18 protein-coding genes are annotated in these 25,396 nt (G+C 60.3%); 12 read left to right on the plus strand and 6 right to left on the minus strand.

Annotated features, from left to right (window positions below):
• Positions 1-74 precede the first annotated feature (74 nt).
• The 3 genes from IPM89_05640 to glgB are packed head-to-tail and all read right to left on the minus strand — an operon-like array spanning position 75 to position 4,220.
• Complete coding sequence (locus IPM89_05640) at positions 75-977, minus strand: hypothetical protein (GenBank protein ID QQS55290.1); 903 nt, start codon at positions 975-977, stop codon at positions 75-77.
• A gap of 41 nt (positions 978-1,018) precedes the next feature.
• Entirely contained in the window at positions 1,019-1,993 is a 975-nt protein-coding gene (gene cysB, locus IPM89_05645) for an HTH-type transcriptional regulator CysB (GenBank protein QQS55291.1), read from the minus strand.
• 43 nt (positions 1,994-2,036) lie between these two features.
• Positions 2,037-4,220, minus strand: a complete 2,184-nt coding sequence (gene glgB, locus IPM89_05650; GenBank protein ID QQS55807.1) for a 1,4-alpha-glucan branching protein GlgB — start codon at positions 4,218-4,220, stop codon at positions 2,037-2,039.
• A 279-nt stretch (positions 4,221-4,499) separates the two neighbouring features.
• Here glgB and glgC point away from each other — a divergent pair, with 279 nt between their 5' ends.
• From glgC to thiM, 4 genes are all read left to right on the plus strand, one after another.
• Positions 4,500-5,771 (plus strand): glucose-1-phosphate adenylyltransferase, encoded by a 1,272-nt coding sequence (glgC, locus tag IPM89_05655; GenBank protein ID QQS55292.1) that lies wholly within the window; start codon positions 4,500-4,502, stop codon positions 5,769-5,771.
• Between the two features lie 90 nt (positions 5,772-5,861).
• Complete coding sequence (malQ, locus tag IPM89_05660; GenBank protein QQS55293.1) at positions 5,862-7,337, plus strand: 4-alpha-glucanotransferase; 1,476 nt, start codon at positions 5,862-5,864, stop codon at positions 7,335-7,337.
• On the plus strand, positions 7,338-8,393 hold the full coding sequence (locus tag IPM89_05665) for a GMP reductase (GenBank protein ID QQS55294.1): 1,056 nt from the start codon (positions 7,338-7,340) through the stop codon (positions 8,391-8,393).
• A complete protein-coding gene (gene thiM, locus IPM89_05670) occupies positions 8,394-9,206 on the plus strand; it encodes a hydroxyethylthiazole kinase (GenBank protein ID QQS55295.1) in 813 nt (270 codons plus the stop codon).
• Between the two features lie 66 nt (positions 9,207-9,272).
• On the opposite strand, the gene IPM89_05675 is transcribed toward thiM, so the two are convergent.
• The 3 genes from IPM89_05675 to IPM89_05685 form a co-directional block, all read right to left on the minus strand.
• On the minus strand, positions 9,273-10,709 hold the full coding sequence (locus tag IPM89_05675) for a glutamate synthase subunit beta (protein QQS55296.1): 1,437 nt from the start codon (positions 10,707-10,709) through the stop codon (positions 9,273-9,275).
• 4 nt (positions 10,710-10,713) lie between these two features.
• Positions 10,714-15,366, minus strand: a complete 4,653-nt coding sequence (gene gltB / locus IPM89_05680) for a glutamate synthase large subunit (protein QQS55297.1) — start codon at positions 15,364-15,366, stop codon at positions 10,714-10,716.
• A 219-nt stretch (positions 15,367-15,585) separates the two neighbouring features.
• Entirely contained in the window at positions 15,586-16,752 is a 1,167-nt protein-coding gene (locus tag IPM89_05685; protein QQS55298.1) for a tyrosine-type recombinase/integrase, read from the minus strand.
• A 199-nt stretch (positions 16,753-16,951) separates the two neighbouring features.
• Here IPM89_05685 and IPM89_05690 point away from each other — a divergent pair, with 199 nt between their 5' ends.
• From IPM89_05690 to IPM89_05725, 8 genes are all read left to right on the plus strand, one after another.
• On the plus strand, positions 16,952-17,980 hold the full coding sequence (locus IPM89_05690) for a DNA-binding protein (GenBank protein QQS55299.1): 1,029 nt from the start codon (positions 16,952-16,954) through the stop codon (positions 17,978-17,980).
• A gap of 114 nt (positions 17,981-18,094) precedes the next feature.
• Positions 18,095-19,963, plus strand: a complete 1,869-nt coding sequence (locus tag IPM89_05695) for a 4Fe-4S dicluster domain-containing protein (protein ID QQS55300.1) — start codon at positions 18,095-18,097, stop codon at positions 19,961-19,963.
• Positions 19,956-20,564: an indolepyruvate oxidoreductase subunit beta gene (locus IPM89_05700; protein ID QQS55301.1), complete on the plus strand. Its 609-nt coding sequence runs from the start codon at positions 19,956-19,958 to the stop codon at positions 20,562-20,564. Before IPM89_05695 ends, IPM89_05700 begins: the two co-directional genes overlap by 8 nt.
• Before the next feature lie 90 nt (positions 20,565-20,654).
• Entirely contained in the window at positions 20,655-21,797 is a 1,143-nt protein-coding gene (locus tag IPM89_05705; protein ID QQS55302.1) for an ABC transporter substrate-binding protein, read from the plus strand.
• A gap of 9 nt (positions 21,798-21,806) precedes the next feature.
• Positions 21,807-22,682, plus strand: a complete 876-nt coding sequence (locus IPM89_05710; protein ID QQS55303.1) for a branched-chain amino acid ABC transporter permease — start codon at positions 21,807-21,809, stop codon at positions 22,680-22,682.
• Positions 22,683-22,686: 4 nt separating this feature from the next.
• Positions 22,687-23,643 carry a branched-chain amino acid ABC transporter permease gene (locus tag IPM89_05715; GenBank protein QQS55808.1) on the plus strand — a complete coding sequence of 319 codons (957 nt, stop codon included), beginning with the start codon at positions 22,687-22,689 and terminating at the stop codon, positions 23,641-23,643.
• 127 nt (positions 23,644-23,770) lie between these two features.
• Positions 23,771-24,628, plus strand: coding sequence for an ABC transporter ATP-binding protein (locus IPM89_05720; protein QQS55304.1), 858 nt, complete (start codon positions 23,771-23,773; stop codon positions 24,626-24,628).
• Positions 24,618-25,382 carry an ABC transporter ATP-binding protein gene (locus tag IPM89_05725; protein QQS55305.1) on the plus strand — a complete coding sequence of 255 codons (765 nt, stop codon included), beginning with the start codon at positions 24,618-24,620 and terminating at the stop codon, positions 25,380-25,382. Before IPM89_05720 ends, IPM89_05725 begins: the two co-directional genes overlap by 11 nt.
• Positions 25,383-25,396: the final 14 nt, after the last annotated feature.

Genomic DNA, 25,396 nt, shown 5'->3' on the forward strand with positions numbered 1-25,396 from the left:
CGCAAAGTGCTCGCTTTGCGCTATATAAAGTGATCTTATATCATCTTTTTATTGCCGGCATCTTTCTCAAACTTTTAACGATAAGCGCGACGATAACGATGGACGCGAATCGAAGGTAAAAACGGTTCGTCTTCAATCCGCACATCCGCCCGTCGCAAACGAGGATTGGCGACGGGCTCTGGGGCAACCGGCACGAACTCGGGTAGACATCCATCGCGCCGCAGCGGTATCAACACCGGCAGGGGAACTTGCATCAACCGTCGCCGAACCCCAGTGCCTTCCTGATCGGCAAAAACAATATTGGCGCGTAGGTGAGGGCAAACACCACGCACGCGCGCCAGCATTTCATCGGCTGGCACTTCGGTCAGCCGTTGCAGCTCCAGGCGAATCTGCGGGGTCTCAACTCGCTGTTCCAACAACCGGCGGGCCACGGCCACGCTGGTGCGCTGGATTACACGGCCTTGTTTAGACCAGGTAAAGCCGATTTTCAACGGCCACTGTTCGAGCAGAGGAAGGTGTCGATACGCTTGTTTGAGGTTCAGACGAGCGGCCCCCATGCGCCGCATCGCCGCCACTACCGGTTCCTGACGGTGATGGAGATCAGCCATCATGGCATTTGCTTCGAGCCGACCGAGCACTTTCAAAGCCAACACGGCTTGCTTGAACGCATCCTTGGCAACATTGCAAGCATGCGCCGCGATCAAGGTTTCGGAGCTTGCGCCGACGATACCAGGGCAGGTCAGAGTTTCTCTCCCATCCTTACAATCTTCATACCAAAGCGCTCGATAAAGTTGGATCGCCTTGAGTCGCATATCGAGGTTGGCCGCGAGTTCGGGCTCGGTACGCGATACCCAGGACGGCAAAGCCGTGTCCCGCCGGACCGCCGCGCAAAATACGTTCAAGCACCCGAGCAATGTTTCAAATCGTTCCAATAGAGCAAGGCGTAAGGGAATCGCTGAGGGAGTCGTCATACGCACTTCCTTTTATACCATCATCTGAATGCCTCAAAAAAACCCACTCACCGCAAAGGCAACTTTAAAGAATCAAAGATAGTGGCAACTTCCTCGGGAGAGGAGGTCCGTTCCGCCTCCCGCACCCGTTCCCGGGTGAGGTGCGAAGAAAAAAGCTCAATAAAATCGTACATGTAACTACGCAAGAAGGTTCCTCGCCTAAATCCAATCTTAGTCGTGTTCGTCGCAAACAAATGACCAGCATCCAACTGCACCAAATCCTGATCCTGACATGGATCATATGCCATCCGTGCAACGATCCCAACCCCCATGCCCAGTCGCACATAAGTCTTAATTACATCCGCATCAGTCGCGGTGAACGCAACATTCGGTTTGACCTGAACACTACGAAAAGCCTCATCCAACTGCGAACGACCCGTAAAGCCAAACACATAAGTCACCAAGGGATATCGAGCGACATCATACAAGGTCAAATAAGGTAACTCGCTCAATGGATGACCATGCGGCACCAAAACACAACGCTGCCAAACATAGCAAGGCATCATTATCAAATCCTCAAACAACTCCAAAGCTTCAGTGGCAATGGCGAAGTCGACTTCACCCAATTGCACTAGCTCGGCAATCTGCCCAGGAGAACCTTGATGGATCTGTAAAGTCACCGCTGGATAACGCTCCCGAAATATCTTAATGACCGGCGGCAACGCATAACGCGCTTGAGTATGAGTGGTCGCGATGGACAAACTACCGCGACGGTCGTCACGGTACTCCTCCGACAAAATCTGTATATTGTTAACTTCGCACAGGATGCTTTCAGCCTTGGCAATAATATGACGACCGATGGGAGTTACCTCGGTCAAATGTTTGCCATTGCGGCTAAACAGTTCAACACCCAACTCTTCCTCCAATAATCGTAGCTGCTTGCTGATACCCGGTTGCGAGGTATACAGACTCTCGGCCGCAGCGGAAATATTCAGATTATTACGCACAATCGCGATCAAATATCGCAGTTGTTGCAATTTCACAAAGCCACTCCATTCGAGAACCAATCAATATGAGGCACAACCATCAATCCACCACAGAATGCGTCTGGCAAGACAAAAACACCATTCCAGCCAAAGGAGGCAAATCCACCACCAACGAATAAGTTTGTCCCATGTGAAAAACCGAGACGGCAAGAATATCACCCCTAGTAGCATTAGTCAGGCCACTACCTCCATAACAACGAGCATCGGAGTTCAATACCTCCTTGTAAACCCCAGGTTCCGGCACCCCAATCCGATAGCCAAAGCGCCCCACCGCCGCAAAATTCAACGCAACCACTACCAGTGGGTCGTTATTGCCATTGCGACGCAGATACACCACAATCGACTGAGCGGCATCATGGCAGTCCAGCCACTCAAAACCCTCCTGACTAAATTCCTGGCCATACAAACTATCAGTGGAACAATATAGGAAATTAAGGTCGCGAAGCAGTTTCTGCACACCCCGATGCTCCGGTAAGCGCAACAACTCCCAATCCAGCGCGCCATCGTAATCCCATTCGCGCTCCTGTGCGAGCTCGTTGCCCATGAATAAAAACTTTTTACCCGGATACATCCACATATAAACATAGAGTAGCCGTAAATTGGCAAAACGCTGGTGACGATCCCCCGGCATTCTGGCAAGTAACGAGCCCTTACCATGAACAACTTCATCGTGAGACAAAGGCAACATGAAGTTTTCGGTGAAAGCGTACAATAAACTGAAGGTCAACAAGTCGTGATGATGACGACGCACAGCCGGATCAAACGAAAGATACTCCAAGATATCGTGCATCCAACCCATATTCCATTTCATACCGAAGCCTAAACCACCCATCCAGGTCGGTCGAGTAACCAAGGGCCAAGCAGTAGACTCCTCAGCGATCATCAATACGCCTGGATAACGACGATGGATGACCTCATTCAGTTCACGCAAAAAAGCAATCGCCTCTAAATTATCATTGCCCCCAAATGGATTCGGAGCCCACTCGCCCGATTCGCGAGCGTAATCCAAATAGAGCATGGAGGCCACGGCATCGACCCGCAAGCCATCCAGATGACATTCCTCCAACCAGAAACAGGCACTAGCCAGCAGAAAATTCTTAACCTGATTACGGTTGTAATCAAAGACCAAAGTACCCCAAGTACGGTGCTCGCCACGCGCCGGATCCTCATATTCATAGAGGTGCGTACCATCGAATCGCGCCAAGGCATGAGCATCCTTGGGAAAATGGCCGGGTACCCAATCGAGGATCACTCCAATGCCCGCCTGGTGGCAGCAGTCAACCAAGCGGCGAAAATCATCCGCTGTACCGTAACGACTGGTCGGCGCGAAATAACCAGTCGGCTGATAACCCCAAGATGCATCCAACGGATGCTCGGTCACCGGCATCAATTCAATATGGGTAAAACCCAAGGAGCTCACGTAAGCCACCAAGCGTCTTGCCAACTCTTCATAAGATAAGTAGGCACCGATCTCATCCCGCTGCCAGGAACCAAGATGTACCTCGTAGACGGACAGCGGAGACTTCATCCAGTCCCGCCGCCGCAGTCGTCGCATCCAGAGATCGTCGCGCCAGGAATAGGCGGTATTGTCCACAACGATCGAGGTGGTGGCCGGTCGTCGCTCAAACCCATAACCATAAGGATCAATCTTATTCAGCAGTTCGCCGGTTTCACGGCCGAGGATATCAAAACGGTAACGCATACCGGCCGACACACCGGGCACAAATAATTCCCAGACCTCACCACGACGGCGCAAGGGATGAAACCGACCGTCCCATTCGTTAAAGTCGCCAGCCACGCTGGCACAAGCGGCATGCGGTGCCCAGACCGCGAACAGGACTCCAACGATGCCATCCACCACGCGCGGGTGTGCCCCCAGCACGCGGTAAGCATGCATATGGCGGCCCTCGTTGAACAGGTGCAAATCATACAGACTCAACTGCGGTGCGAAACTATAAGGATCGTAGGCGATACGTTGATCGCCGCCAGCATCCAGCCAGATCAATTGATAGTGAGTCGGCAGACTAGCGAGCGGACCCCGCCATTCGAACAAGTCGGTATCGGCCAACCGCAGCAGCGGTTGGCCGATACCGAGCAGACTGGTCTGGCGGGCGCCGGGCAGAAATACTCGAACCAGCGCCTGATCGCCACAACCGTGACATCCGAGTATCGAGCCCGGATCCGGGTGTCGCCCTGCCCGCAGCAGAGCGGCATGGTCAATCATGGGGATATCAGCCAGGGAAGCTGGATACCGCTGGCTGTTTTCGTGGTCAGAATGGGTCATCGGGGGAAGTTAATCGCTGTTGTTCTCAATCGCCTTCCAGTAACCCGGACCAGAGCACCGCAAGTAGCAAAAAGCCGCATTCGGGACCTACTATAATTTATCGAGAAATTGCGCAGTGCCTGCCCGCCGTGCGCGGGCCACCCACCTGGAAGCGACCGCCACCTTGCCGGGACTTCAAACCCGCAAGGGGAAAGCATAACAGAGAGAGAAAGTTAACGCATGAGCGCGGCCATCACCTCACGCTTCGTCAGCCGACTGACTCGGGAATCTCTTGCACTCATTCTGGCGGGTGGCCGGGGCAGCCGGCTCAAGCACCTGACGCTGTGGCGCGCCAAGCCGGCAACCCCCTTTGGCGGCAAGTATCGAATCATCGATTTTCCTTTATCCAACTGTATCAATTCCGGCATCCGGCGAGTTTGCGTGCTCACCCAGTACAAGGCTCATTCCCTGATCCAACACATCCAACGTGGCTGGGGATTTTTGCGCGGCGAATTCGGCGAATTCGTGGAACTGCTACCGGCTCAACAGCGAATCGACCAATCCTCGTGGTACAAAGGCACCACCGACGCGGTTTACCAAAATCTGGATATTATCCGCACTCATGCTCCTGAATTCGTTCTTGTTCTGGCCGGTGATCATATCTATAAGATGGACTACGGTCCGATGCTGGCACAGCATGTGGAAAGCAAGGCCGACGTCACAGTCGGCAGCATCGAGGTTCCCCGCGAACGGGCTCGCGAATTCGGGGTGCTGACAGTCAACGAACGCAACGAAATCCTCCGTTTCGTGGAAAAACCGCAGAACCCGGAAACCCTGCCAGGGCAGAACGACATCACGTTGGCCTCGATGGGCATTTATGTATTCAACACGCGTTTTCTGTTCGAAAAACTGATCGAAGATGCCGGTATCGAAGACTCCAACCATGACTTCGGCCGGGATCTGGTACCTCGTCTGATCGGGCGACATCGAGTAATCGCCTATCCGTTTCGCGACGTGCAAACCAAGGAACAGAGCTACTGGCGCGACGTGGGGACAGTGGATGCGTTCTGGGGGGCAAACATGGAGCTGGTCGGCGTGGACCCCGAACTGAACCTATACGATGAGCACTGGCCCATCTGGACTCATCAGGATCAATCGCCACCCGCCAAGTTCGTCTTCGACGACGAAGGCCGCCGGGGCATGGCGGTGGATTCCATGATCGCGGATGGCTGCATCATTTCCGGCGGTTACGTCAATCATTCCCTGCTGTTTTCCGGAGTCCAGGTCCATTCCTACGTTCAGCTGCGAGATGCCGTGATCCTGCCGGGTGTCGATATCGGCCGCTATTGCCGACTGCGCAAGGTTATCATTGACCGCGCTTGCATCATTCCTCCAGGAACCGTCATCGGCGAAGATCCGGAAGAGGATGCCCGTCGGTTCTACCGCACCGAGCAAGGCGTGGTTCTGGTTGCCCGCGAGATGCTGGGCCAGGAATCTCCCCCCGTTCGCTGATCCGATCACCGCAATCACCGCAGTCATTTTACTTCACCCTTTCCGGCCCAATAAAACAAGAATTTTTACAATCCAAGGAGTTAATCAATTATGAATCAGGATTCGCCACTTGACCGACGGCGCGCGGGTTTATTGTTGCATCCCACTTCGCTGCCTGGAGGTCACGGCAACGGCGATCTGGGACCGGATGCTTATCGGTTCGTCGAATTCATGGCCGCTTGCGGCTTCAGTGTTTGGCAAACGCTGCCACTGGGACCACCCCACGACGACCTTTCCCCCTACTCGGCACAGTCGGTTCACGCTGGAAACCCGCGACTGATCGCGCTCGATCCACTCATCGAAGCCGGCTGGCTACCAGCGGATCAAGGACCGCGGGCGGGAGAAGAGGGTTGGAACTACCGCCAGCGGCGGCTGAGCGAGGCCTATCAGGGATTTCAGCGGCACGGCGGCGCCGAGCAGGAGGCTTACGCGGTGTTTCAGCGCCAGCACAAATATTGGCTGGACGACTATGCGCTCTATCAGGCGATCCATGCGGCTCACCAGCGGCGGGCGTGGTTCGATTGGCCCGTCGAGCTGCGCGACCGCCATGCAAAAGCGTTGGCGACGGCGCGGCAACAGTATGGGATCGCCTTCGAACAGTGCAAGTTCGAACAATTCCTGTTCTACCAGCAATGGGAATCCCTCAAACGTTTCGCCAATGACCGCGGCATCCTGGTCTTCGGCGATATTCCGCTGTTTGTCGGCTACGATAGCGCCGATGTGTGGGCGCGCCGCGATGCCTTTCAACTGGACAAGGAAGGGCGGCGAAAAGTCGTCGCTGGCGTACCACCTGATTACTTTTCCGCCACTGGCCAGCTCTGGGGCAATCCGCATTACGCCTGGGACAAGATGCGTGCCGACGGATTTACATGGTGGAAGGAGCGAATTCGCACACAATTCACTCAATTCGACCTGTTGCGCATCGACCATTTTCGTGGCCTGGAGGCGTACTGGGAAATACCGGCGGCGGCCGAGACGGCCATCAACGGCTGTTGGCGGCAGGCACCGGGCCATGAATTGCTCGAAGCCTTGCAGGAAGAGTTTGGCCGATTGCCGCTGGTTGCGGAGGATCTGGGCATCATCACGCCGGAAGTCGAAGCGTTGCGCGACACCCACGGCCTGCCGGGGATGAAGGTCCTGCATTTCGCCTTTGGCGGTGGGGCCGACAATCCCTACCTGCCACACAATCACGTTATCAATGCGGTGGCCTATACCGGAACCCATGATAATGACACCACCATGGGCTGGTTTCAGCAACTGGACGAACCGACGCGGACCCATCTGTTCGACTACCTGGGCGGTGGTCCAGAGCGAATGCCGGATCTGTTGGTGCGAACGGTTTTCGCTTCCGTGGCGCGACTGGCGGTGATACCAATGCAGGATTTGTTGGAGTTGGGCAGCGAGGACCGAATGAACCGACCGGGCGTACCGGATGGCAATTGGCGCTGGCGGTTCCACTGGGAGCAGATCGCACCACATGTGGCCGATCATTACCAACATCTCATGCACCTGTACGGACGTCTCTGAATGCGTATCGAAGCCGGTTTGAAGTTGGGTTTCAAGGACGTATTAATCCGACCCAAGCGTTCAACGCTGAACAGCCGCAGCCACGTCAGGCTGGAGCGCAGCTTCAAATTCCGGCACACGGGCCGAAGCTGGAGCGGGATCCCGATCATGGCCGCGAACATGGATACCGTTGGCACATTCGCCATGGCGACGGCGCTGGCCCGCCGCGGCTTGTGCGCGGCCGTGCACAAGCACTATGCGCCGGCGGAATGGGCGGCGTTCATCACCCAACTGAATAACATGGACGAAAGCCAGCTGTTGGGCAATGTAGCGATCAGCACCGGCATCTCGGACCACGATCTCGATAAATTGAGCCGGATCATGGAGCGCCATCCGGCATTGGCCTTCATCTGCATGGACGTGGCGAATGGCTATTCCGAGGATTTCGTGGCCCGGATCGGCGAGGTGCGGACACGCCATCCGGACAAAATCATCATCGCCGGCAACGTGGTCACCGGCGAGATGGTGGAGCAACTGTTGCTGTCCGGCGCCGACATCGTCAAAGTCGGCATCGGGCCAGGCTCGGTTTGCACCACACGGGTCAAGACCGGCGTGGGCTACCCGCAATTGTCGGCGATCATCGAGTGCGCCGACGCCGCGCATGGGCTATCCGGACACATTATTTCGGATGGTGGCTGCACCTGCTCCGGCGATGTGGCCAAGGCGTTTGGCGCGGGAGCGGATTTTGTCATGCTGGGCGGAATGCTGGCGGGGCACGACGAAGGTGGCGGGGAAATCCTGCAAGAGCGGGACGGACAGCGCCGAATCAGGTTCTACGGCATGAGTTCCAAGACGGCGATGGAGAAATACAGCGGCGGGGTGGCCGATTACCGCACCTCGGAAGGCAAGACCGTCACCGTACCGTACCGGGGACCCGTGGAGGAAACGATCAAGGATATTTTGGGCGGACTGCGTTCCGCTTGTAGCTATGTCGGAGCCAGCCAACTCAAGGAACTGAGCAAGCGCACCACCTTTGTCCGGGTGATGGAACAGCACAATCCAATTTTTAATGAGTAGATGTCGACTGCCGTGACCGCTGACCAGATTTGGAGATTACTGAACGCCATCCGCGAGCGGCGGCCTCTGGTGCATAACATCACCAACTTCGTGGTGATGAACAACAGTGCGAATGCGCTGCTGGCACTGGGCGCCTCGCCGGCCATGGTGCATTCCAGTGACGAAGTAGAGGATTTTGTCGCGCTCAGCCAGGCGCTGGTGGTCAACATCGGCACCTTGTATTCGGAGCAGATCGCCGCCAGTAAGTTAGCGGCGATCCGAGCAAAGGCGGCTGGCGTACCGTGGGCGTTCGATCCGGTGGGGGCCGGGGCTACTCCGTACCGACAGGCTGCGGCGGTTGCCCTGGCTCGGTTGGGACCGAGCGTCATTCGGGGCAATGGGTCGGAGATTCCGGCTTTGGCGCAACAGGCAGGGGCCGGGCCGGGCCGGGGGGTCGACAGTCTCCACGGTTCGGACACCGCGCTGAATGCGGCGCGGCAACTGGCCGAAGACAGCGGCGCGGTGATCGCCATCACCGGCGCGGTGGATTACGTGACCGATGGTCCACGGGTCGTGGAAATTCATAACGGCCATCCGCTGATGACGCGGGTCACCGGACTGGGATGTTCGGCGACGGCGGTCATTGGCGCATTTTTGGCCGTGGAAGCCGATGTGTTGGCGGCAACCGTGGCGGCGTTGACGGTGTTCGGCGTAGCCGGGGAGATAGCGGCGGAGCAGGCGAGGGGACCGGGAAGCTTGCAGGTGGCGTTACTGGATACGCTGTATGGGCTGGATGAGGCGACCCTGACCACACGGGCACGGGTTAGCGCTTAGAACAGGGAACAAGAGGCAAATGTGCGGGTTCTCGTCTCCGTCCCCGCACACCGCCCCTCTGGTTTTTCAGCGTGGCAAATCCGATTTGCCCATCAAATATTCGTCCACCGCCCGGGCGCACTGTCGGCCTTCGCGGATGGCCCAGACCACCAGAGACTGGCCGCGCCGCATATCGCCAGCGCTGAACACCTTGTTGAGCGAGGTCTGGTAGCCTTGGGTATCGGCGCGGATATTGCCGCGCGGATCCAAAGCCACGCTCAACTCCCGCAACATACCCTCGTGGATCGGGTGAACGAAACCCATGGCCAGCAGCACCAATCCGGCCGGGATTTCGAACTCGCTACCCGGTACTTCCGTCATGGTCTGCCGGCCATCGACCTGCCGCCATTCCAGCCGAACCAGCCTGATGGCGCTCACCTGTCCGTCCTGACCGACGAAGGCTTGGGTCGCTATCGACCAGTCCCGCCCACAGCCTTCCTCCTGAGAGCTGGAGGTGCGCAGCTTCAGCGGCCAGTTCGGCCAAGTCAGCAGCTTGTTTTCGTGCAGGGGCGGTTTGGGCATGATCTCCAGTTGGGTCACCGAACGCGCACCCTGCCGGATCGAGGTGCCGACGCAGTCGGAACCGGTATCGCCGCCGCCGATGACCACCACATCCTTACCGTCGGCGAGAATGTCCTCATTGACGAGTTTCTGGCCCGCGACCCGGCGGTTTTGCTGGGTGAGGAAATTCATGGCGTAATGGATGTTCCGCAGCTCGCGACCCGGTACGTTCAGATCGCGTGGTTGCTCCGCGCCGCCGGCCAGCACCAGGGCATCGAATTCCGCCAGTACACGGCGCGCGGAAATATCGGTGCCTACGTGGTTGTTGGGACGGAATTCGACGCCTTCGGCCTGCATCTGCGCCAGACGGCGGTCGATCATGTCGACCTCCAGCTTGAAGTCGGGAATGCCGTAGCGCAGCAGGCCACCAATGCGGTCGTTTTTCTCGAACACCACTACACCGTGGCCCGCCCGCGCCAGTTGCTGGGCACAGGCCAGTCCAGCGGGACCGGAACCGACCACAGCCACGCGCTTGCCGGTGCGATGCGCGGGGATTTGCGGCACCACCCAGCCTTCGGCCCAACCCTTATCGATGATGGCGCACTCGATATCCTTGATCGTCACCGGCTGATCGTTGAAGTTCAGGGTGCAGGATGCTTCGCAGGGCGCCGGGCAGATCCGCCCGGTAAATTCCGGGAAGTTGTTGGTGGAATGCAGCACGTCCAGGGCCTCGCGCCAGTTGCCGCGATACACCAGATCGTTCCAGTCGGGGATGATGTTGTTGACCGGACAGCCGTTGTGGCAGTAGGGAATACCGCAGTCCATGCAGCGCGCGGCCTGTTCACGCACTTGCGGCTCCGGCAGGGGAACCACAAAGTCGCGGAAATGCTGGACCCGCTCTTCGACCGGGACATAGCCGTGATCGTGACGGGTGATTTCCAGAAAACCAGTTGGCTTACCCATGATATCAAGCTCCCACGGCCAGGTCGGTGGCTTCGTCGCGGCGCGCGGCACGCGCCTTGACTTGCATGTCCTGCAAAGCCCGGCGGTAATCCAAGGGCATCACCTTGACGAATTTTGGCAAGGACTCGCGCCAGTGTTCCAAGATGTGGTGCGCGGGTTCACTACCGGTATGCAGATGGTGACGGGCGAGCAGAATCCGCAGCCGGTGGGCATCATGGCGCAGCATGTCTTCCGGCAACGCGGCTTCGGCCAAGCCACGCCAGTCGTCGCGCAACACCCGGACGTTGAGGGTTTCCTCGATATCGTTCAACGGCCCCAACTCGACCATGGCCGGATTGGCGCGGCGGGCGAAATCGCCGGATTCATCGAATACGTAGGCGAGACCGCCACTCATGCCGGCGGCGAAGTTGCGACCGGTGGAACCGAGCACTACCACCACGCCGCCGGTCATGTACTCGCAACCGTGGTCGCCAACGCCTTCCACCACGGTCAGCGCGCCGGAATTGCGCACCGCGAAGCGTTCGCCCGCCATACCCCGGAAATAGCACTCGCCGGCGACGGCGCCGTACAACACGGTATTGCCGATGATGATGTTGTCCTCGGCTCGCAAGGTGCTTTCAGCGGGCGGATAGATGGCGATTCGCCCACCGCAGATCCCCTTGCCGACATAGTCGTTCGCTTCACCCGCCAGTTCGAGAGTGACGCCGCGCGCCAGGAAGGCGCCGAAACTTTGGCCGGCGGTGCCCTTGAGGTGAATGTGGATGGTGTCGTCCGGTAGCCCTTGATGGCCATGACGCCGAGCCACCTGACCCGACAGCATGGCGCCAACCGTGCGGTCGGTGTTGCGCACCCCCAGATCCATGCGTACCGGTTGCTGCTCCTCCAGAGCCGGCCGCGCCTGGGCAATCAATTGACGATCCAGTACGCTGTCCAATCCATGATCCTGCGACTCGCAGTGGTGGACCGCCACACCTGGAGAAGCCGGCGGGGTGGCCAGCAAACGGCTGAAGTCCAGCCCGCGCGCCTTCCAATGATGGATGGCTCGACGCATGTCGAGCCGGTCGGAGCGCCCGATCATTTCGTTGAAGGTGCGGAAACCGAGCTGGGCCATCAGTTCACGGACTTCCTCGATCAGGAAAGTGAACAGGTTGATGACATGGGCCGGTTGTCCGGGAAAGCGCTTGCGCAATTCCGGATCCTGGGTGGCGACACCCACCGGGCAGGTATTGAGATGACACTTGCGCATCATCACGCAACCGGCGGCGATCAGGGCAACGGTGCCGAAGCCGAACTCGTCGGCCCCCAGCAGCGCGCCGATCACGATATCGCGCCCGGTGCGCAAGCCACCATCGACCTGTACCGCGATACGCCCACGTAAATGGTTACGCACCAGGGTCTGATGGGTCTCGGCCAAGCCGATTTCCCAAGGCGAACCGGCGTTCTGGGTCGAGGTCAGCGGACTGGCGCCGGTGCCGCCGTCCTCGCCGGAAATGGTGACGTGATCGGCATGGGCCTTGGCCACGCCCGCCGCCACCGTGCCGACGCCGATTTCGGAGACCAGCTTGACGCTGATGGCCGCCTGGGGATTGACGCTCTTGAGATCGAAAATCAGTTGCGCCAGATCCTCGATGGAATAGATGTCGTGGTGCGGCGGCGGCGAGATCAGGCCGACGCCCGAGGTGGAATGACGGACCCGGGCAATCCAGTCGTTGACCTTATGACCGGGCAACTGGCCACCCTCGCCGGGCTTGGCGCCCTGAGCCATCTTGATCTGGATGGCGTCGGCGTTGACCAGATATTCGGTGGTGACACCGAAGCGGCCGGAGGCCACCTGTTTGATCGCCGAGCGGGTGGAATCGCCGTTGTCCAGCGGCTGGTAGCGTTTGGGGTCCTCGCCGCCCTCACCGGTATTGGATTTGGCGCCGAGCCGGTTCATGGCGATCGCCAGAGTGGTGTGCGCTTCCCAGGAAATCGAACCGAAGGACATCGCGCCGGTGGCCATGCGCTTGGCAATCTCGCTGGCCGGTTCCACTTCATCGAGCGACAGGGGCTGGTTGGCGAAGCGGAGTTCGAACAGGCCGCGCAGGTTGCGTAGATGGTTGCTTTGGTCGTTGATGACCCGGCTGTATTGTTTGAACTGCTCGTAACTTTCGGAGCGAACCGCATGCTGGAGCAGGGAGATGGTTTCCGGGGTCCAGGCGTGTTGTTCGCCGCGAATTCGATAAGCCAACTCGCCGCCCACATCCAAGGCATTGCGGTAGAGCAGGGCCTCGCCAAAAGCCAGTCGGTGCCGGCGCACCGCCTCATGCGCGATCTCGTTCAGGCCCACGCCTTCGATGACGCCCTGGGTGCCGGTGAAGAAGCGGTGAACGAACTCGTCGGCCAGCCCCACGGCTTCGAAAATCTGGGCGCCGCAGTAGGATTGATAGGTGGAAATGCCCATCTTGGACATCACCTTAAGGATGCCCTTGGAGATGGCCTTGGTATAGTGCTCGTGCGCCTCGGCTTCCGATATCTGCTGGGGCAGGCGGGAAAAGGCGGCGGACAGCGTGTCGAATGCCAGATAAGGATTGATGGCCTCGGCGCCGTAACCGGCCAGCAGACAGAAATCGTGCACCCGCTTGGCCTCGCCGGTTTCCACCACCAAACCGACCTCGGTGCGCAGGCCGGTACGGATCAGATGGTGATGCACGGCGGCGGTGGCGAGCAGGGCGGGGATGGCGATGTGATCGGCGTCCAACTTGCGGTCGGAGAGGATCAGAATGTTGTAGCCGCGACGCACCACATCGGCCGCCTCGCGGCAGAGATCCCCCAAAGCTCTCGCCATGCCGTCGGCGCCGCGCTCGACCGGGTAGCAGATGCTTAGAGTCTGGGTGCGGAAGGCTCTATCCACGTGATATTCGATGCGGCGGATTCGCTCCAGATCGGTGTTGCCGAGAATCGGCCGCTTGACCTCCAGTCGTTTGTGGGTACCGCCACTGGTCAGGTCAAGCAGGTTGGGCCGGGGGCCGACCAACGAGACCAGCGACATCACCAGTTCCTCGCGGATCGGATCAATCGGCGGGTTGGTGACCTGCGCGAATTTCTGTTTGAAGTAGTCGGACAGCAGCTTGGGCCGGTCGGACAGTACGGCGGGCGGAATGTCGCGGCCCATGGAGCCGATCGGGTCCTCGCCGTTGACGGCCATCGGAATCAGGAAAGCCCGCAAGTCTTCCTGGGTGTAACCGAATGCCTGCTGGCGGCACAGCAGGGTCTGGGGGTCGGGGGCCATCGGGCCGATTTCGGCCGGCAAATCCTTGAGCCGGATCTGGGTGGCGTCCAGCCAGGTCTGGTAGGGGTGCCTGGACGCCAATTCGGCTTTGATCTCATCGTCATCGATGATGCGACCCTGTTCAAGGTCGATCAGCAGCATCTTGCCCGGCTGCAAGCGCCACTTCTTGACGATTTTCTCCTCGGGAACCGGCAGCACGCCCATTTCCGAAGCCATGATCACCTGGTCGTCACTGGTCACCAGATAGCGGGCGGGGCGCAGGCCGTTGCGATCCAGCGTGGCGCCGATCTGGCGGCCGTTGGTGAAGGCGATGGCGGCCGGACCGTCCCATGGCTCCATCAAGGCGGCGTGGTATTCGTAAAACGCACGGCGCTGTGGGTCCATCAGCGGGTTGTCGGCCCAGGCTTCCGGCACCATCAGCATCATGGCGTGTGGCAGCGAATAGCCGCCAGACAGCAGCAATTCCACGGCGTTGTCAAAGGTGGCGGAGTCGGAGGCGCCATCACCGATCAGTGGCCACAGCTTTTCCAGGTCGTCGCCGAGCAGGTCCGACGTCATGCTGTGGCGACGGGCCAGCATCCAGTTGATGTTGCCGCGCAGAGTGTTGATCTCACCATTGTGGCAGAGGTAGCGAAATGGCTGGGCCAGCGCCCAGGACGGAAAGGTGTTGGTGGAGAAGCGCTGGTGGACCAGCGCCAGCGCCGACTCCATGCGCGGGTCGCGCAATTCCGGGTAGTAAATGCCCAGATTGCGGGCCAGGATCATGCCCTTATAGATGATGGTCCGCGACGATAGCGAGGCGATGTAGAACTGCTGACGGCCCAACAGCTCCTGATTCCAAATCGCGTTGTGGGCTTGCTTGCGGATGATAAACAGCTTGCGTTCGACCGCGTCGCCCGCCGGGCAGTCCGGGGCACGGTGGACAAACACCTGGCGGATGACCGGCTCGGTGGGACGCACGCTGTGACCCAGACAGGAGTTGTCGACCGGTACGTTTCGCCAACCCAGCAGTTGGAAATTTTCAGCGGCCAGCGCGCGGCGTAGCGCGGCTTCGCTCTGGGCACGGGCATTCGTATCTCTGGGAAAAAACACCATGCCCACCGCGTAATCGCCGGGCGCGGGCAATTCGAAGCCCAGCGAGGCGCATTCAGCGCGAAGGAAACCATCGGGGATCTGTAACAGGATGCCCGCGCCGTCGCCGGATAGCGGGTCGGCGCCCACCGCGCCGCGATGGCTCAAGTTGGCGAGAATTTCCAGACCCTGGCTGATCGGCTGGTGACTCTTGCGGTTTTTGATATCGACGACGAAACCAATACCGCAGGAGTCGTGTTCGTTACGCGGGTCATAAAGGCCCTGGTGAGTGGAGGTTTGGTCAAAATGACGCATTAGGCGTTCCTCGATCACGGTCGGAGGGTGGCGTCCCCGCAGAATAAAGTCCACGCGTCAAGCGCGGATAAGCACGCCAGCCGATAAGTTTGGCAGCAGCGGGCAATAGTATGATTGGATTTTTGGCCGCGCAACTACCACGCCGGGGTATCGGGGCAGATGGGGGCCTGTCGCCTCTACTTCATGCTGTATTCCTGGCACGACTGGACCCGGACCCACTCACTCCTTAAGACGGTGTTGTTCCATCGCTTCGTGCCATTCCTTTTCCTCGACGTGCAGATAAAGACCGGTGGTATCGAGTCGGGCGTGGCGGGCGTTGCGCTGCAAGTGGCGGAGTTCGATGCCGGCATCGGCTTGATGCGTGATGCTGGTATGACGGAACCAGTGGGTGGATGCCCGCCGCAGTTTTTCGGCTTGATGGGGATCGTCCGTCTCCAAGCGAGTCGCTGCCCGCGCCACCAAGTCCTTGACGATACGGTAGATCATGTTATCGCCGATACCGGCGGTGCCTTTTAAATTCAACACGAGCGAGGTCGGCTCGGCAGGGGCGGGTAATGGTGGTAGACCATGGAAACGACGGTATTCGCTCAGCGCCTCCAGCATGTCCTGATTGACGGGTACCTGGGCCTCCTTGCGGCCTTTGCCGATCACGCGCCACCACCAGCGGTCACGAATCCGGGTGAAGCTACCCATGGTATGACCGGCGACTTCGCCGACCCGAGGCCCAAGCAGGTAGAGCAAGGCCACCAAATACTTGGCTCGGGCGTGGTGCTGGCGGTCGCGTTCGGTATCGCGGGGCAGATCTTCGACGGCGGCCAGCAGGGCTTGCCACTGATCGTGTTCGAGAAACCGTTCCACTTGGCGTAAGGGTTGGAGACCGCGCGAGCGACGCCGGATCAGCGCCAGCGGGTTGCCGGCCAGATAGCCAGCCTTGACCAGATAGCTGAACAGAGAATTGACAATCAACATCGCCAACTTGCGGCTGGTGGGACTCAATGGTCCCAGAAATGGCCGCCAGCGAGGGCTGAAGCGTGGCGACTTGGTGCCGCACCAGCGCTCGCGCGGCTGTGGATCGGCCAGGAAAAGTTCGTACTGAAGGCAATCCTCACGGGTCAAGCTCGACAAGGGCTTGCCGCGTTCCAGCAAGGCCCACAACAGCAGGCGCTCGGCTTCCTTGCGATAGTTGCGCAAGGTCTGCGGCGAATCGTGAAACTCGGCCAGCCAAGCCTGGATCGCCTCAAGATCGTTGCTTGCGGTCAATTGGCAGACCACCTCCGGGCCAGCACGATTGCCGCCGGCGCGCCCGTCGAAGGCTGCCGGTACCCGCAGGCGTTCCAGAGGCAAGGGCGCGGTGGATGGAATGAGCACGGTGATCGCGTCGTTCATGAGACTGATTCCAAAGCCTGACTCTTGGGAAGATTGCGGCAGTATATCCGAGTTGAACCCAAGGCGGTTTGGGCGCTTGCAAGGCTCCATTCGTTATTCATGATAATAAGCATAATCTTGAATTTTGGCCCTATATATTGCTGTAAAATACGTATTATGTAATCATTCAATAAATATAACTCCATGGAGTTTCTCCCCTATGGCTCGTTCCGGAATCCGCTACGAAGAAGTCCAGGAAGCCGCCGAAACCCTGCTCGGTCGCGGCCTCAACCCCACTATTCAGCGCGTGCGCGAACTGCTCGGTACCGGCAGCAACACCACGATCAGCGAGCACCTGAAACATTGGCAACAACAACTGGCCGAGTCGCCCAAGGCGGTTCTGCCTCCCACCGTTCCAGAAACCGTGATGACGGCGCTGGAACCGTTTTGGAAAATCGCGGTGCGACAAGCCGAGGCCGCCTTCGAGGAACAGCGCGCGGCGGCGGCGCAAGCCGTGACCGCCGCTGAACAAACTCGCGATGCTGCCGTTGCCGGCGAGCGACAAGCTCAGGCCATCGCCGATGATCTGAGCCGCCAACTCGATGCCACCACCTTGTCCGCGCGCCAGCTCGCCGATCAATTGCTGGTGGCACGGGAACGCCGCGCGGCGGCGGAAATCGCGATCGAGGCCGCCGAACAACGCACTCGGGCCGCGATGGAGACCGCCGCGCAAATCCGGGCCGAGACCGAAGCCCGGATCGCCCAAATGGAAGCCGTGTTGCAACAATTGCGGGCCGACATGACCAGCCAGCAGACGCAGGCCCAACAACGCATTGACGACGAACGCCAGCGCGCCGAGGCCAACGAGACCCGGTTAATGCATCTTCTCGATCAGGATCGCGCCGAACACACGGCTGAGCGTCAGGCCTTCGCGACCGAACGTCAGGAGTGGAAAAACCGGGAAGCTGGCTGGCGTGTGCAGTTGGAAACCCAGCGTCGGGAAAATATCGAGACTCGCGCCGCGCTGGCCATCGCCGAGGAACGCCTGCGGGTGCGGGATACCGAACTGCGGCAAGCCCGCGCCGCGTTGGTCACCGCCGAAGGCCGCTACGGTGACATGGCGCGTGCCACCGACGCCTTGCGTAACGAGTTAAGAGCAGCGCTGGACGCGCAAAACCGCTTGCGGCAATCCTTTGAAATGAGCCGACAAGCACAACCCGACCCCAAGAGTCTCCCCGAATCGGGGTGACCCTTCTCGGAGCACGTCTTGTTTATCATTGGAAATAGTTCCTAAAATCATTGTATTTTCAATGGATGCTGCATCCACCCCCGTATCGGACAGAATAACGAGGTCCCCAACATCATGAATGCCGTGGTTCACGCCAAGGCCGAGAGCCGTCATCTGCTCTCGGGCAATGAAGCGGTGGCGCGCGCCGCCTGGGAGGCTGGCGTCCGCGTCGCCGCCGCCTATCCGGGTACTCCCGCCACCGAAATCCTGGAAAACATCGCGCTGTATCCAGACCTCTATTCGGAGTGGTCGGTTAACGAAAAAGTGGCGGTGGAAGTCGCCATCGGCGCCTCGCTGGCGGGCTCGCGCGCCCTGGCGGCCATGAAGCACGTCGGCATGAACGTCGCCTCGGACGCCTTCATGACCCAGTCGCTGGCCGGCGTGGTCGGCGGTCTGGTGATCGTGGTGGCCGACGATGTCGGGCTGTCCTCGTCGCAGAACGAACAGGATTCCCGCTACTGGGGCCGCTTCGGCCACATGCCGATACTGGAGCCGGCGGATTCCCAGGAAGCCTATGACATGGTCAAGCAGGCTTTCGCGCTTTCCGAGCAATACGAGGTCCCGGTCATCGTCCGCATGACCACCCGCGTCTGCCACGTCAAGGCGATGGTGGTGGTCGAAGGCGACCGCATCGAGCATCGCGCCGCCGGCTTCCAGAAAAATCCCCAGCGCTGGGTGATGACGCCGGCCAACGCCAGGCCGCGCCTGCCGGTGATGCACCAGCGCGAGCGGCAACTACAGGCACTGAGCGAAATCAGCGATCTCAACTTCCCGGTCGCCGGCAGTGATCGCCGAATCGGTTTCGTGACCGCCGGACCAGCCTTTATGCACGTCCGCGAGACCTTCCCCAACGCACCCGTGCTCAAGCTCGGGTTCAGTTATCCGCCGCCGCTGGAAAAGATCCGCGCCTTCGCCGGTCAGGTCGATACCCTCGTCGTGGTCGAGGAAACCGAACCCTTGCTGGAAATCGAGATCCGCGCCGCCGGTCTGGAGGTGCGCGGCAAGGATATCCTGCCGCGTTGGGGCGAACTGGCGCCCAGTGTGCTACGTCCGGCGATCAAGCCCTTGCTGGGCGAACCCTACCAGGTTCCGACCCGCCCGCAATCGACCGTCTTCCCGCGCCCGCCGACCATGTGCGCTTCCTGCCCGCATCTCGGCCCCTATTTCGCCCTCTCCCACATCCGCAACCTCAACATCATCGGCGACATTGGTTGCTACACCCTCGGCGCCGGCCATCCCTGGAACGCGCTCGACACCTGCACCTGCATGGGCGCCTCGCTGAGCATGGCCCACGGCATGGACAAGGGGCGCGGCGAGTCCGACGAGAAGAAGCACATCGTCGCGGTGATCGGCGATTCCACCTTCCTGCACATGGGTATGCAGGGCCTGCTGAACATGATCTACAACCGGGGCAACGTCACCGTGCTGCTGCTGGACAACCGGTCGGTCGGCATGACCGGTGGCCAGGAGAATCCCGGTACCGGCGAGGACTTACACGGTCTCCCTGCCCCGCGCGTGGATTTCGCCAAGCTGGTCGAGGCGCTGGGCGTTCGCCCCGAGCGCATCCGCATGGTCGATCCCTACGAACTACCCAACATGGTCAAGCTGGTGCGGGAAGAGACCAAGATGCAGGAGCCATCGGTCATCATCACCAACCGCCCCTGCTCGCTCACCGACCGCTTCGAGAGCTTACGGCCCTACGCGGTCATCGACGACAAATGCACGGGTTGCGGTAACTGCATCGATCTGGGCTGTCCGGCCATTTCCGTGTCCCGCCGCGAGACGGTCATTTCCAAGAGCGGCAAGAGCAAGGAACTGGTATTCGCCCGCATCGACACCAACGCCTGCACCGGTTGCCACATGTGCGTCGAGACCTGCGCCCCCGAGGCCATCGTCCAGCCACAACCGCAAAACCGCGTCATTCGGATTCAACCCCATGCTTGACGGCATCACCAACATCCTCGTGGTCGGCATCGGCGGTCAGGGCGTGATGACCGCCGCCGAAATGCTGGCCCGCACCGCCCTGAACCAAGGGTACGACGTCAAAAAGACCGAAGTGGCCGGCATGGCCCAGCGCGGCGGGGTGGTCTCCTCCCACGTTCGTTTCGGTCCCAGGATCTATTCACCACAAATCGATCCCGGCGAGGCCGATCTGCTGATCGGCTTCGAAGCCGCCGAGGCCTTGCGCTGGCTGCCCTATCTGCGCCCCACCGGGGTCGCCATGGTCAACACCCTGCGTCTCGCGCCGCCGGTGGTGTCGGTCGGTTTGTATGATTACCCCGTCGATCCCATCGGCGAATTGACCTTGGCCGGAATCGAGGTTCATGCCTTCGACGCCGGCGCCATCGCGGAAGAACTGGGCAACGCCAAGTTGGTGAACACCATCATGCTGGGTGCGATCGGCGATTACCTGCCCTTCCCCGCCGCCGTGCTCAGGGAATGCATTGTTGAGGGCTTTCGCGCCTATAAACCCAAACTGGCGGAGATCAATGCCCGGGCGTTCGATACCGGGCGGGAGGCCGGACAGGCTCGGGCACTCTCGTAACGGTCGTTAACCAAGCCGATGGGTGAACCCTGACCAATCGAGCGCTTCGTGCCGGATACTCCAAATAACCACCCTCGGGGAGAAATCATAATGAAAAATCAAGTATGGAAAGCCATTCTGGTGTCGGCATTGCTGTTGACCGGCGTCCAGCCCGCCGGAGCCGCCGATCCGATCAAGCTGGGTTCTTTTCTGGCGGTTACCGGCCCGGCCTCGTTTCTGGGCGATCCTGAACTGAAGACCTTGCAAATGCTGGTCGAGGAGATCAACGCCAAGGGTGGGATCAAGGGCCGGAAGATCGAATGGATCCACTACGACACCGGCGGCAAGGCCCAGGATGCGGTCGGTTTCGTCAAGCGCCTGATCCGTAACGATCAAGTCGATATCCTCGTCGGCGGCACCACCTCCGGCGACACCTTGGCCGTGATCCCGGAAGTGGAAAAGGCGGGCATTCCCCTGGTATCGCTGGCGGGCGCGATCGATATTGTCGAACCGGTCAAGCCATGGATCTTCAAGACCGCCCACACCGACCGCATGGCCGCCGCCAAAATCTTCGAGGATTTGCGCAAACGCGGCTTGACCCAGGTCGCGCTGATCGGCGGCGACGGTGGTTTCGACAAGTCCGGGCACGAGCAACTGCTCAAACTGGCCCCTGATTACGGCATCTCGATCGTCGCCGACGAGTCCTACGGCAACAAGGACACCGACATGACCGCCCAGTTGACCAAGATCCGCGCCTCGGACGCCCAGGCGCTCATCAACTTCGGCTTTGGCCAGGCACCGGCCATCGTCACCAGGAACATGAAACAACTGGGCATCGATCTGCCGCTTTACCAATCCCATGGCGTCGCCTCCAAAACCTTTATCGACCTGGCTGGCGAGGCGGCCGAGGGCGTGCGCCTGCCAGCGGCGGCCCTGGTCGTCGCCGAACAATTGCCCGCCGCCGATCCCCAAAAACCGATTTTGCTCGATTACAAAAAGCGTTTTGAGGCCAAATACGGGCCGGTTTCCACCTTCGGCGGCCACGCCTACGACGGTCTAATGATCGTCGTGGCGGCCATCGAGCGGGCCGGTGGTCCCGATCAGGCCAAGGTGCGCGATGAAATCGAGAAAACCCATGGCTTCATCGGCACGGCCGGCGTGTTCAACATGACGCCCACGGACCACATGGGGTTGAGTCTCGATGCCTTCAAGATGGTGGAGATTCGCGGCGGTACCTGGAAAATCGTCGAATAAGCGCCGCCGATGCCCGAGCAACTGCTCCAGTTTCTGGCGACCGGGGTGACGGTCGGTTCAATCTATGCCTTGGTGGGGCTGGGATTCGCCCTGATCTACAACGCCTCCGATGTGGTGAACTTCGCCCAGGGGGAATTCGTGATGCTGGGCGCCATGACCACCGTCGCCCTGTTGAACGCTGGTTTGCCGCTGGCGCTGGCGGGGGTTGTCGCGACGCTGCTAACCGCGCTGGTCGGCCTGCTGCTGGAGCGCTTGGCCATCGAACCGGCGGCGGGCGCATCGGTGGTCAGCACCATTATCATCACCATCGGCGCCGCGATCTTCCTGCGCGGCGTCGTCCTGCTGTTGTGGGGCAAGGGATTTCACGTCCTGCCCCCCTTCACCGGTGACACACCCATCCAGTTCTGGGGCGCAACCCTGCTGCCGCAGAGCCTGTGGGTGCTCGGCATCACCGCGCTGCTGGTGGCATTGGTCCGCGCCTTTTTCAACCGCACCCTGCTGGGCAAGGCGCTGCTGGCCTGCTCGTTTAACCGCAACGCCGCCCAGTTGGTCGGCATCGACGTGCGGGTCATGCTGCGTCTGGCTTACGCCCTGTCCGCCGCCTTGGGCGCGCTGGCCGGCATTCTGGTTGCGCCGATCACCTTCACCTCCTACGAGGCCGGTGTCATGCTCGGCCTGAAGGGCTTTTCCGCCGCCATCGTCGGTGGCATCGGCAACCCGATGGGCGCGGTGGCCGGCGGTCTGCTGCTGGGGGTATTGGAAAGCCTCGGCGCGGGCTTGATCTCCTCCGGCTACAAGGATGCCATCGCCTTCCTGTTCGTATTGATGGTGCTGTTCTTCGAGCCGACCGGATTGTTCGGCCACAAGACGGCCGAACGGGTCTAGAGTGATGCGATTGGCTGGCTTGAGTACCTTCGCGACGGGGATTGCGCTGCTGCCCGTGCTGTTCCCGGACAATTACTTTGTCACCGTGGTCGGCGTGTCCGCCGGTCTGCACATCATTCTCGTGGTTGGCCTCAACCTGTTGATGGGCTACGCCGGGCAGATTTCCCTTGGCCACGCCGCCTTTTTCGGCATGGGCGCCTACGCCTCCGCCATTCTGACCACCCGCTACGCCTGGCCGTCGCTGTTGGCCATGGCGGCAGGGTTGCTGGTTGCTGGCCTGATCGCCTGGCTGCTGGCCCGACCGATCCTGCGCCTGCGTGGTCACTATCTGGCCATGGCGACGCTGGGCTTTGGCATCATTGTCCATGTCGTCATGGTGCAAGCCACCGACTGGACCGGCGGACCAGACGGCATGGCCGGTATCCCATCACTGAATCTGCTGGGCTGGGAGGTTGATAGTGACCAGCGCTGGTACGGCGTGGTTGCCGTCGCCGCGCTGCTGGCGATCTGGCTGTCGCTTAACATCGTCGATTCACGGATCGGCCGGGCCTTGCGAGCGGTGCGCGGTTCCGAGTTCGCCGCGCGGATGATGGGAATCGACACGACCCGCGCCAAGACCCAGGTGTTTGTGGTTTCCGCCCTGTTCGCCGCTTTCGCCGGTAGCTTGTTTGCTCACCAACAGGCGTTCGTTAGCCCGGATTCCTTCAGCCTGCTCGTCTCGGTCGAACTGGTCATCATGGTGGTGCTCGGTGGCATGGCTTCCACCTTTGGCGCGGCTTGCGGTGCCATTGCCCTGACCCTGCTGAACGAAGGACTGGTGGTGTTCGAGGACTACGAGATGCTGATCCACGGCGCGCTATTGATGGTGGTGATGATTTTTCTGCCACAAGGCTTGTTCGTGGGTTTGAGTCAGGGCGGACGGCGGCTATGGACCCTGCTGGCTTCAACGGCCAAGCCATGAATGCGGCCTATGGTTTCTCGGTGATCGGCGATGGCAACGAGGTTGGCGGGTCCTTGTACTGAAGCGCGAAAGGCTCGGTTTGCATATAATGAACTTCAACATTATGCGGTAGAAGAATAACTCGCCCATGAGTCAGAAGCTTTGCGAGCCAAGGCTACACTCCCCCGGTCTGTCAACTGCCGAGAGCGCTATTCATCGCTCTTCTCCCGCCGCCTCGTTAATCGTGGTCAACGATCTGGAACAAAGCTTCGGCGGCGTCATGGCTTTGGCCGGCGTCGGCTTTCAGGTGCCGGAAGGATTGATCTACGCCGTGATCGGCCCCAACGGCGCTGGTAAAACCACCCTGTTCAACAACCTCTGCGGCTTTTATCGCCCCTCCGCTGGTTCGATTCGCTTCAACGATCACGAACTGTGCGGCCTGCCGACGCACCGCATCGCCGCGCTGGGCATCGCCCGTACTTTTCAGAACCTGCAACTGTTCTTCAACATGACGGTGCTGGAAAACGTCATGGTCGGCTGCCACCTGTGGGCCAAAACCGGCCTGCTGACCGCGGCCCTGCGCCTGCCCCGCGTGCGACGCGAGGAACGACGGCTGCGGGAATGGGCGAGCGAAGCACTGGAATTGTGTGATCTGACGGATCGATCCACGCAACCGGTGGGTTCCCTGCCTTACGGCCTGATGAAGCGGGTCGAGATCGCCCGCGCCCTGGCTGCCCGCCCGCGCCTGCTGCTGCTGGACGAACCGGCCGCCGGTCTCAACGACACCGAAACCTGGGCCTTGCGTGAGTTGATTGCCCGCATCCGCGCCACCGGTGTGACCATATTGCTGGTCGAGCACCACATGCCGCTGGTGATGAGTGTTTCAGATCGTCTGCTGGTGCTGGATTACGGCAGCGTATTGGCCGAGGGCACACCGGCGGAAATTCAGGCCGACCCGCGAGTGGTGGCCGCCTATCTGGGAGGCGCGGTGCAATATGCCGTCTAACGCTCTTCTCTCTCCTACCGCCTCTCTCCCTTCGAAGCAGGAGGATCTGCTGCTCGAAGTCGCCGGCCTGAGCAGCGACTACGGTCCAGTTCACGCCATCCATCAAACCGACTTGCAGGTCCACTCCGGTGAACTGGTGGCCATCGTCGGTGGCAACGGCGCCGGCAAGACCACCCTGCTCCACACCCTCTCGGGTTTGCAACTCTCCAGTGGTGGCCGCATCCGCTTTGCCGGCCGGGACATCACTCGTTGGCCGGCGCACCGTATCGTCGCCGCCGGCATCTGTCAGGTTCCCGAAGGGCGTCAGGTCTTCGCCCCGCTGAGCGTCGAGGACAATCTGCGACTGGGCGCCTATCGGATTCGCGACCATGGCTGGGTGCGGCGGGAACTGGAACATGTCTACACCCTGTTTCCGATTCTGGCCGAACGGCGCCGGCAACTGGCCGGTACCCTCTCGGGCGGCCAGCAACAGATGCTCGCCATCGGCCGCGCCCTGCTTGGCCGCCCGCGCCTGTTGCTGCTGGACGAACCGTCGATGGGATTGGCGCCGTTGCTGGTCGAAGAGATCTTCCGGGTCATCGTCGAACTGAACAGCCAGGGCGTCACCATTCTGTTGGTCGAACAGAACGCCCGCGCCGCCCTGGCCATCGCCAATCGGGGCTATATTTTGGAGACCGGCCGCATCGTCAAGACCGCCCCAGCCGCGGAGCTGCTCGCCGATGACGCGGTGCGCCGGGCCTATCTGGGTTATTGATGCGGATAATCGCC

The sequence above is a fragment of the Candidatus Competibacteraceae bacterium genome, from assembly GCA_016699715.1.
Classification (GTDB): Bacteria; Pseudomonadota; Gammaproteobacteria; order Competibacterales; family Competibacteraceae; genus Competibacter.

What these genes read in the sequence shown, in the direction of transcription:
- IPM89_05700 (QQS55301.1), top strand. Translation starts at nt 19,956, where the DNA reads ATGCTTGACGGCATCACCAACATCCTCGTGGTCGGCATCGGCGGTCAG.
- IPM89_05695 (QQS55300.1), top strand. Translation starts at nt 18,095, where the DNA reads ATGAATGCCGTGGTTCACGCCAAGGCCGAGAGCCGTCATCTGCTCTCG.
- IPM89_05715 (QQS55808.1), top strand. Translation starts at nt 22,687, where the DNA reads ATGCGATTGGCTGGCTTGAGTACCTTCGCGACGGGGATTGCGCTGCTG.
- glgB (QQS55807.1), bottom strand. Translation starts at nt 4,220, where the DNA reads ATGATTGACCATGCCGCTCTGCTGCGGGCAGGGCGACACCCGGATCCG.
- IPM89_05710 (QQS55303.1), top strand. Translation starts at nt 21,807, where the DNA reads ATGCCCGAGCAACTGCTCCAGTTTCTGGCGACCGGGGTGACGGTCGGT.
- glgC (QQS55292.1), top strand. Translation starts at nt 4,500, where the DNA reads ATGAGCGCGGCCATCACCTCACGCTTCGTCAGCCGACTGACTCGGGAA.
- thiM (QQS55295.1), top strand. Translation starts at nt 8,394, where the DNA reads ATGTCGACTGCCGTGACCGCTGACCAGATTTGGAGATTACTGAACGCC.
- IPM89_05675 (QQS55296.1), bottom strand. Translation starts at nt 10,709, where the DNA reads ATGGGTAAGCCAACTGGTTTTCTGGAAATCACCCGTCACGATCACGGC.
- IPM89_05720 (QQS55304.1), top strand. Translation starts at nt 23,771, where the DNA reads ATGAGTCAGAAGCTTTGCGAGCCAAGGCTACACTCCCCCGGTCTGTCA.
- IPM89_05665 (QQS55294.1), top strand. Translation starts at nt 7,338, where the DNA reads ATGCGTATCGAAGCCGGTTTGAAGTTGGGTTTCAAGGACGTATTAATC.
- IPM89_05685 (QQS55298.1), bottom strand. Translation starts at nt 16,752, where the DNA reads ATGAACGACGCGATCACCGTGCTCATTCCATCCACCGCGCCCTTGCCT.
- malQ (QQS55293.1), top strand. Translation starts at nt 5,862, where the DNA reads ATGAATCAGGATTCGCCACTTGACCGACGGCGCGCGGGTTTATTGTTG.
- IPM89_05725 (QQS55305.1), top strand. Translation starts at nt 24,618, where the DNA reads ATGCCGTCTAACGCTCTTCTCTCTCCTACCGCCTCTCTCCCTTCGAAG.
- IPM89_05690 (QQS55299.1), top strand. Translation starts at nt 16,952, where the DNA reads ATGGCTCGTTCCGGAATCCGCTACGAAGAAGTCCAGGAAGCCGCCGAA.
- IPM89_05705 (QQS55302.1), top strand. Translation starts at nt 20,655, where the DNA reads ATGAAAAATCAAGTATGGAAAGCCATTCTGGTGTCGGCATTGCTGTTG.
- gltB (QQS55297.1), bottom strand. Translation starts at nt 15,366, where the DNA reads ATGCGTCATTTTGACCAAACCTCCACTCACCAGGGCCTTTATGACCCG.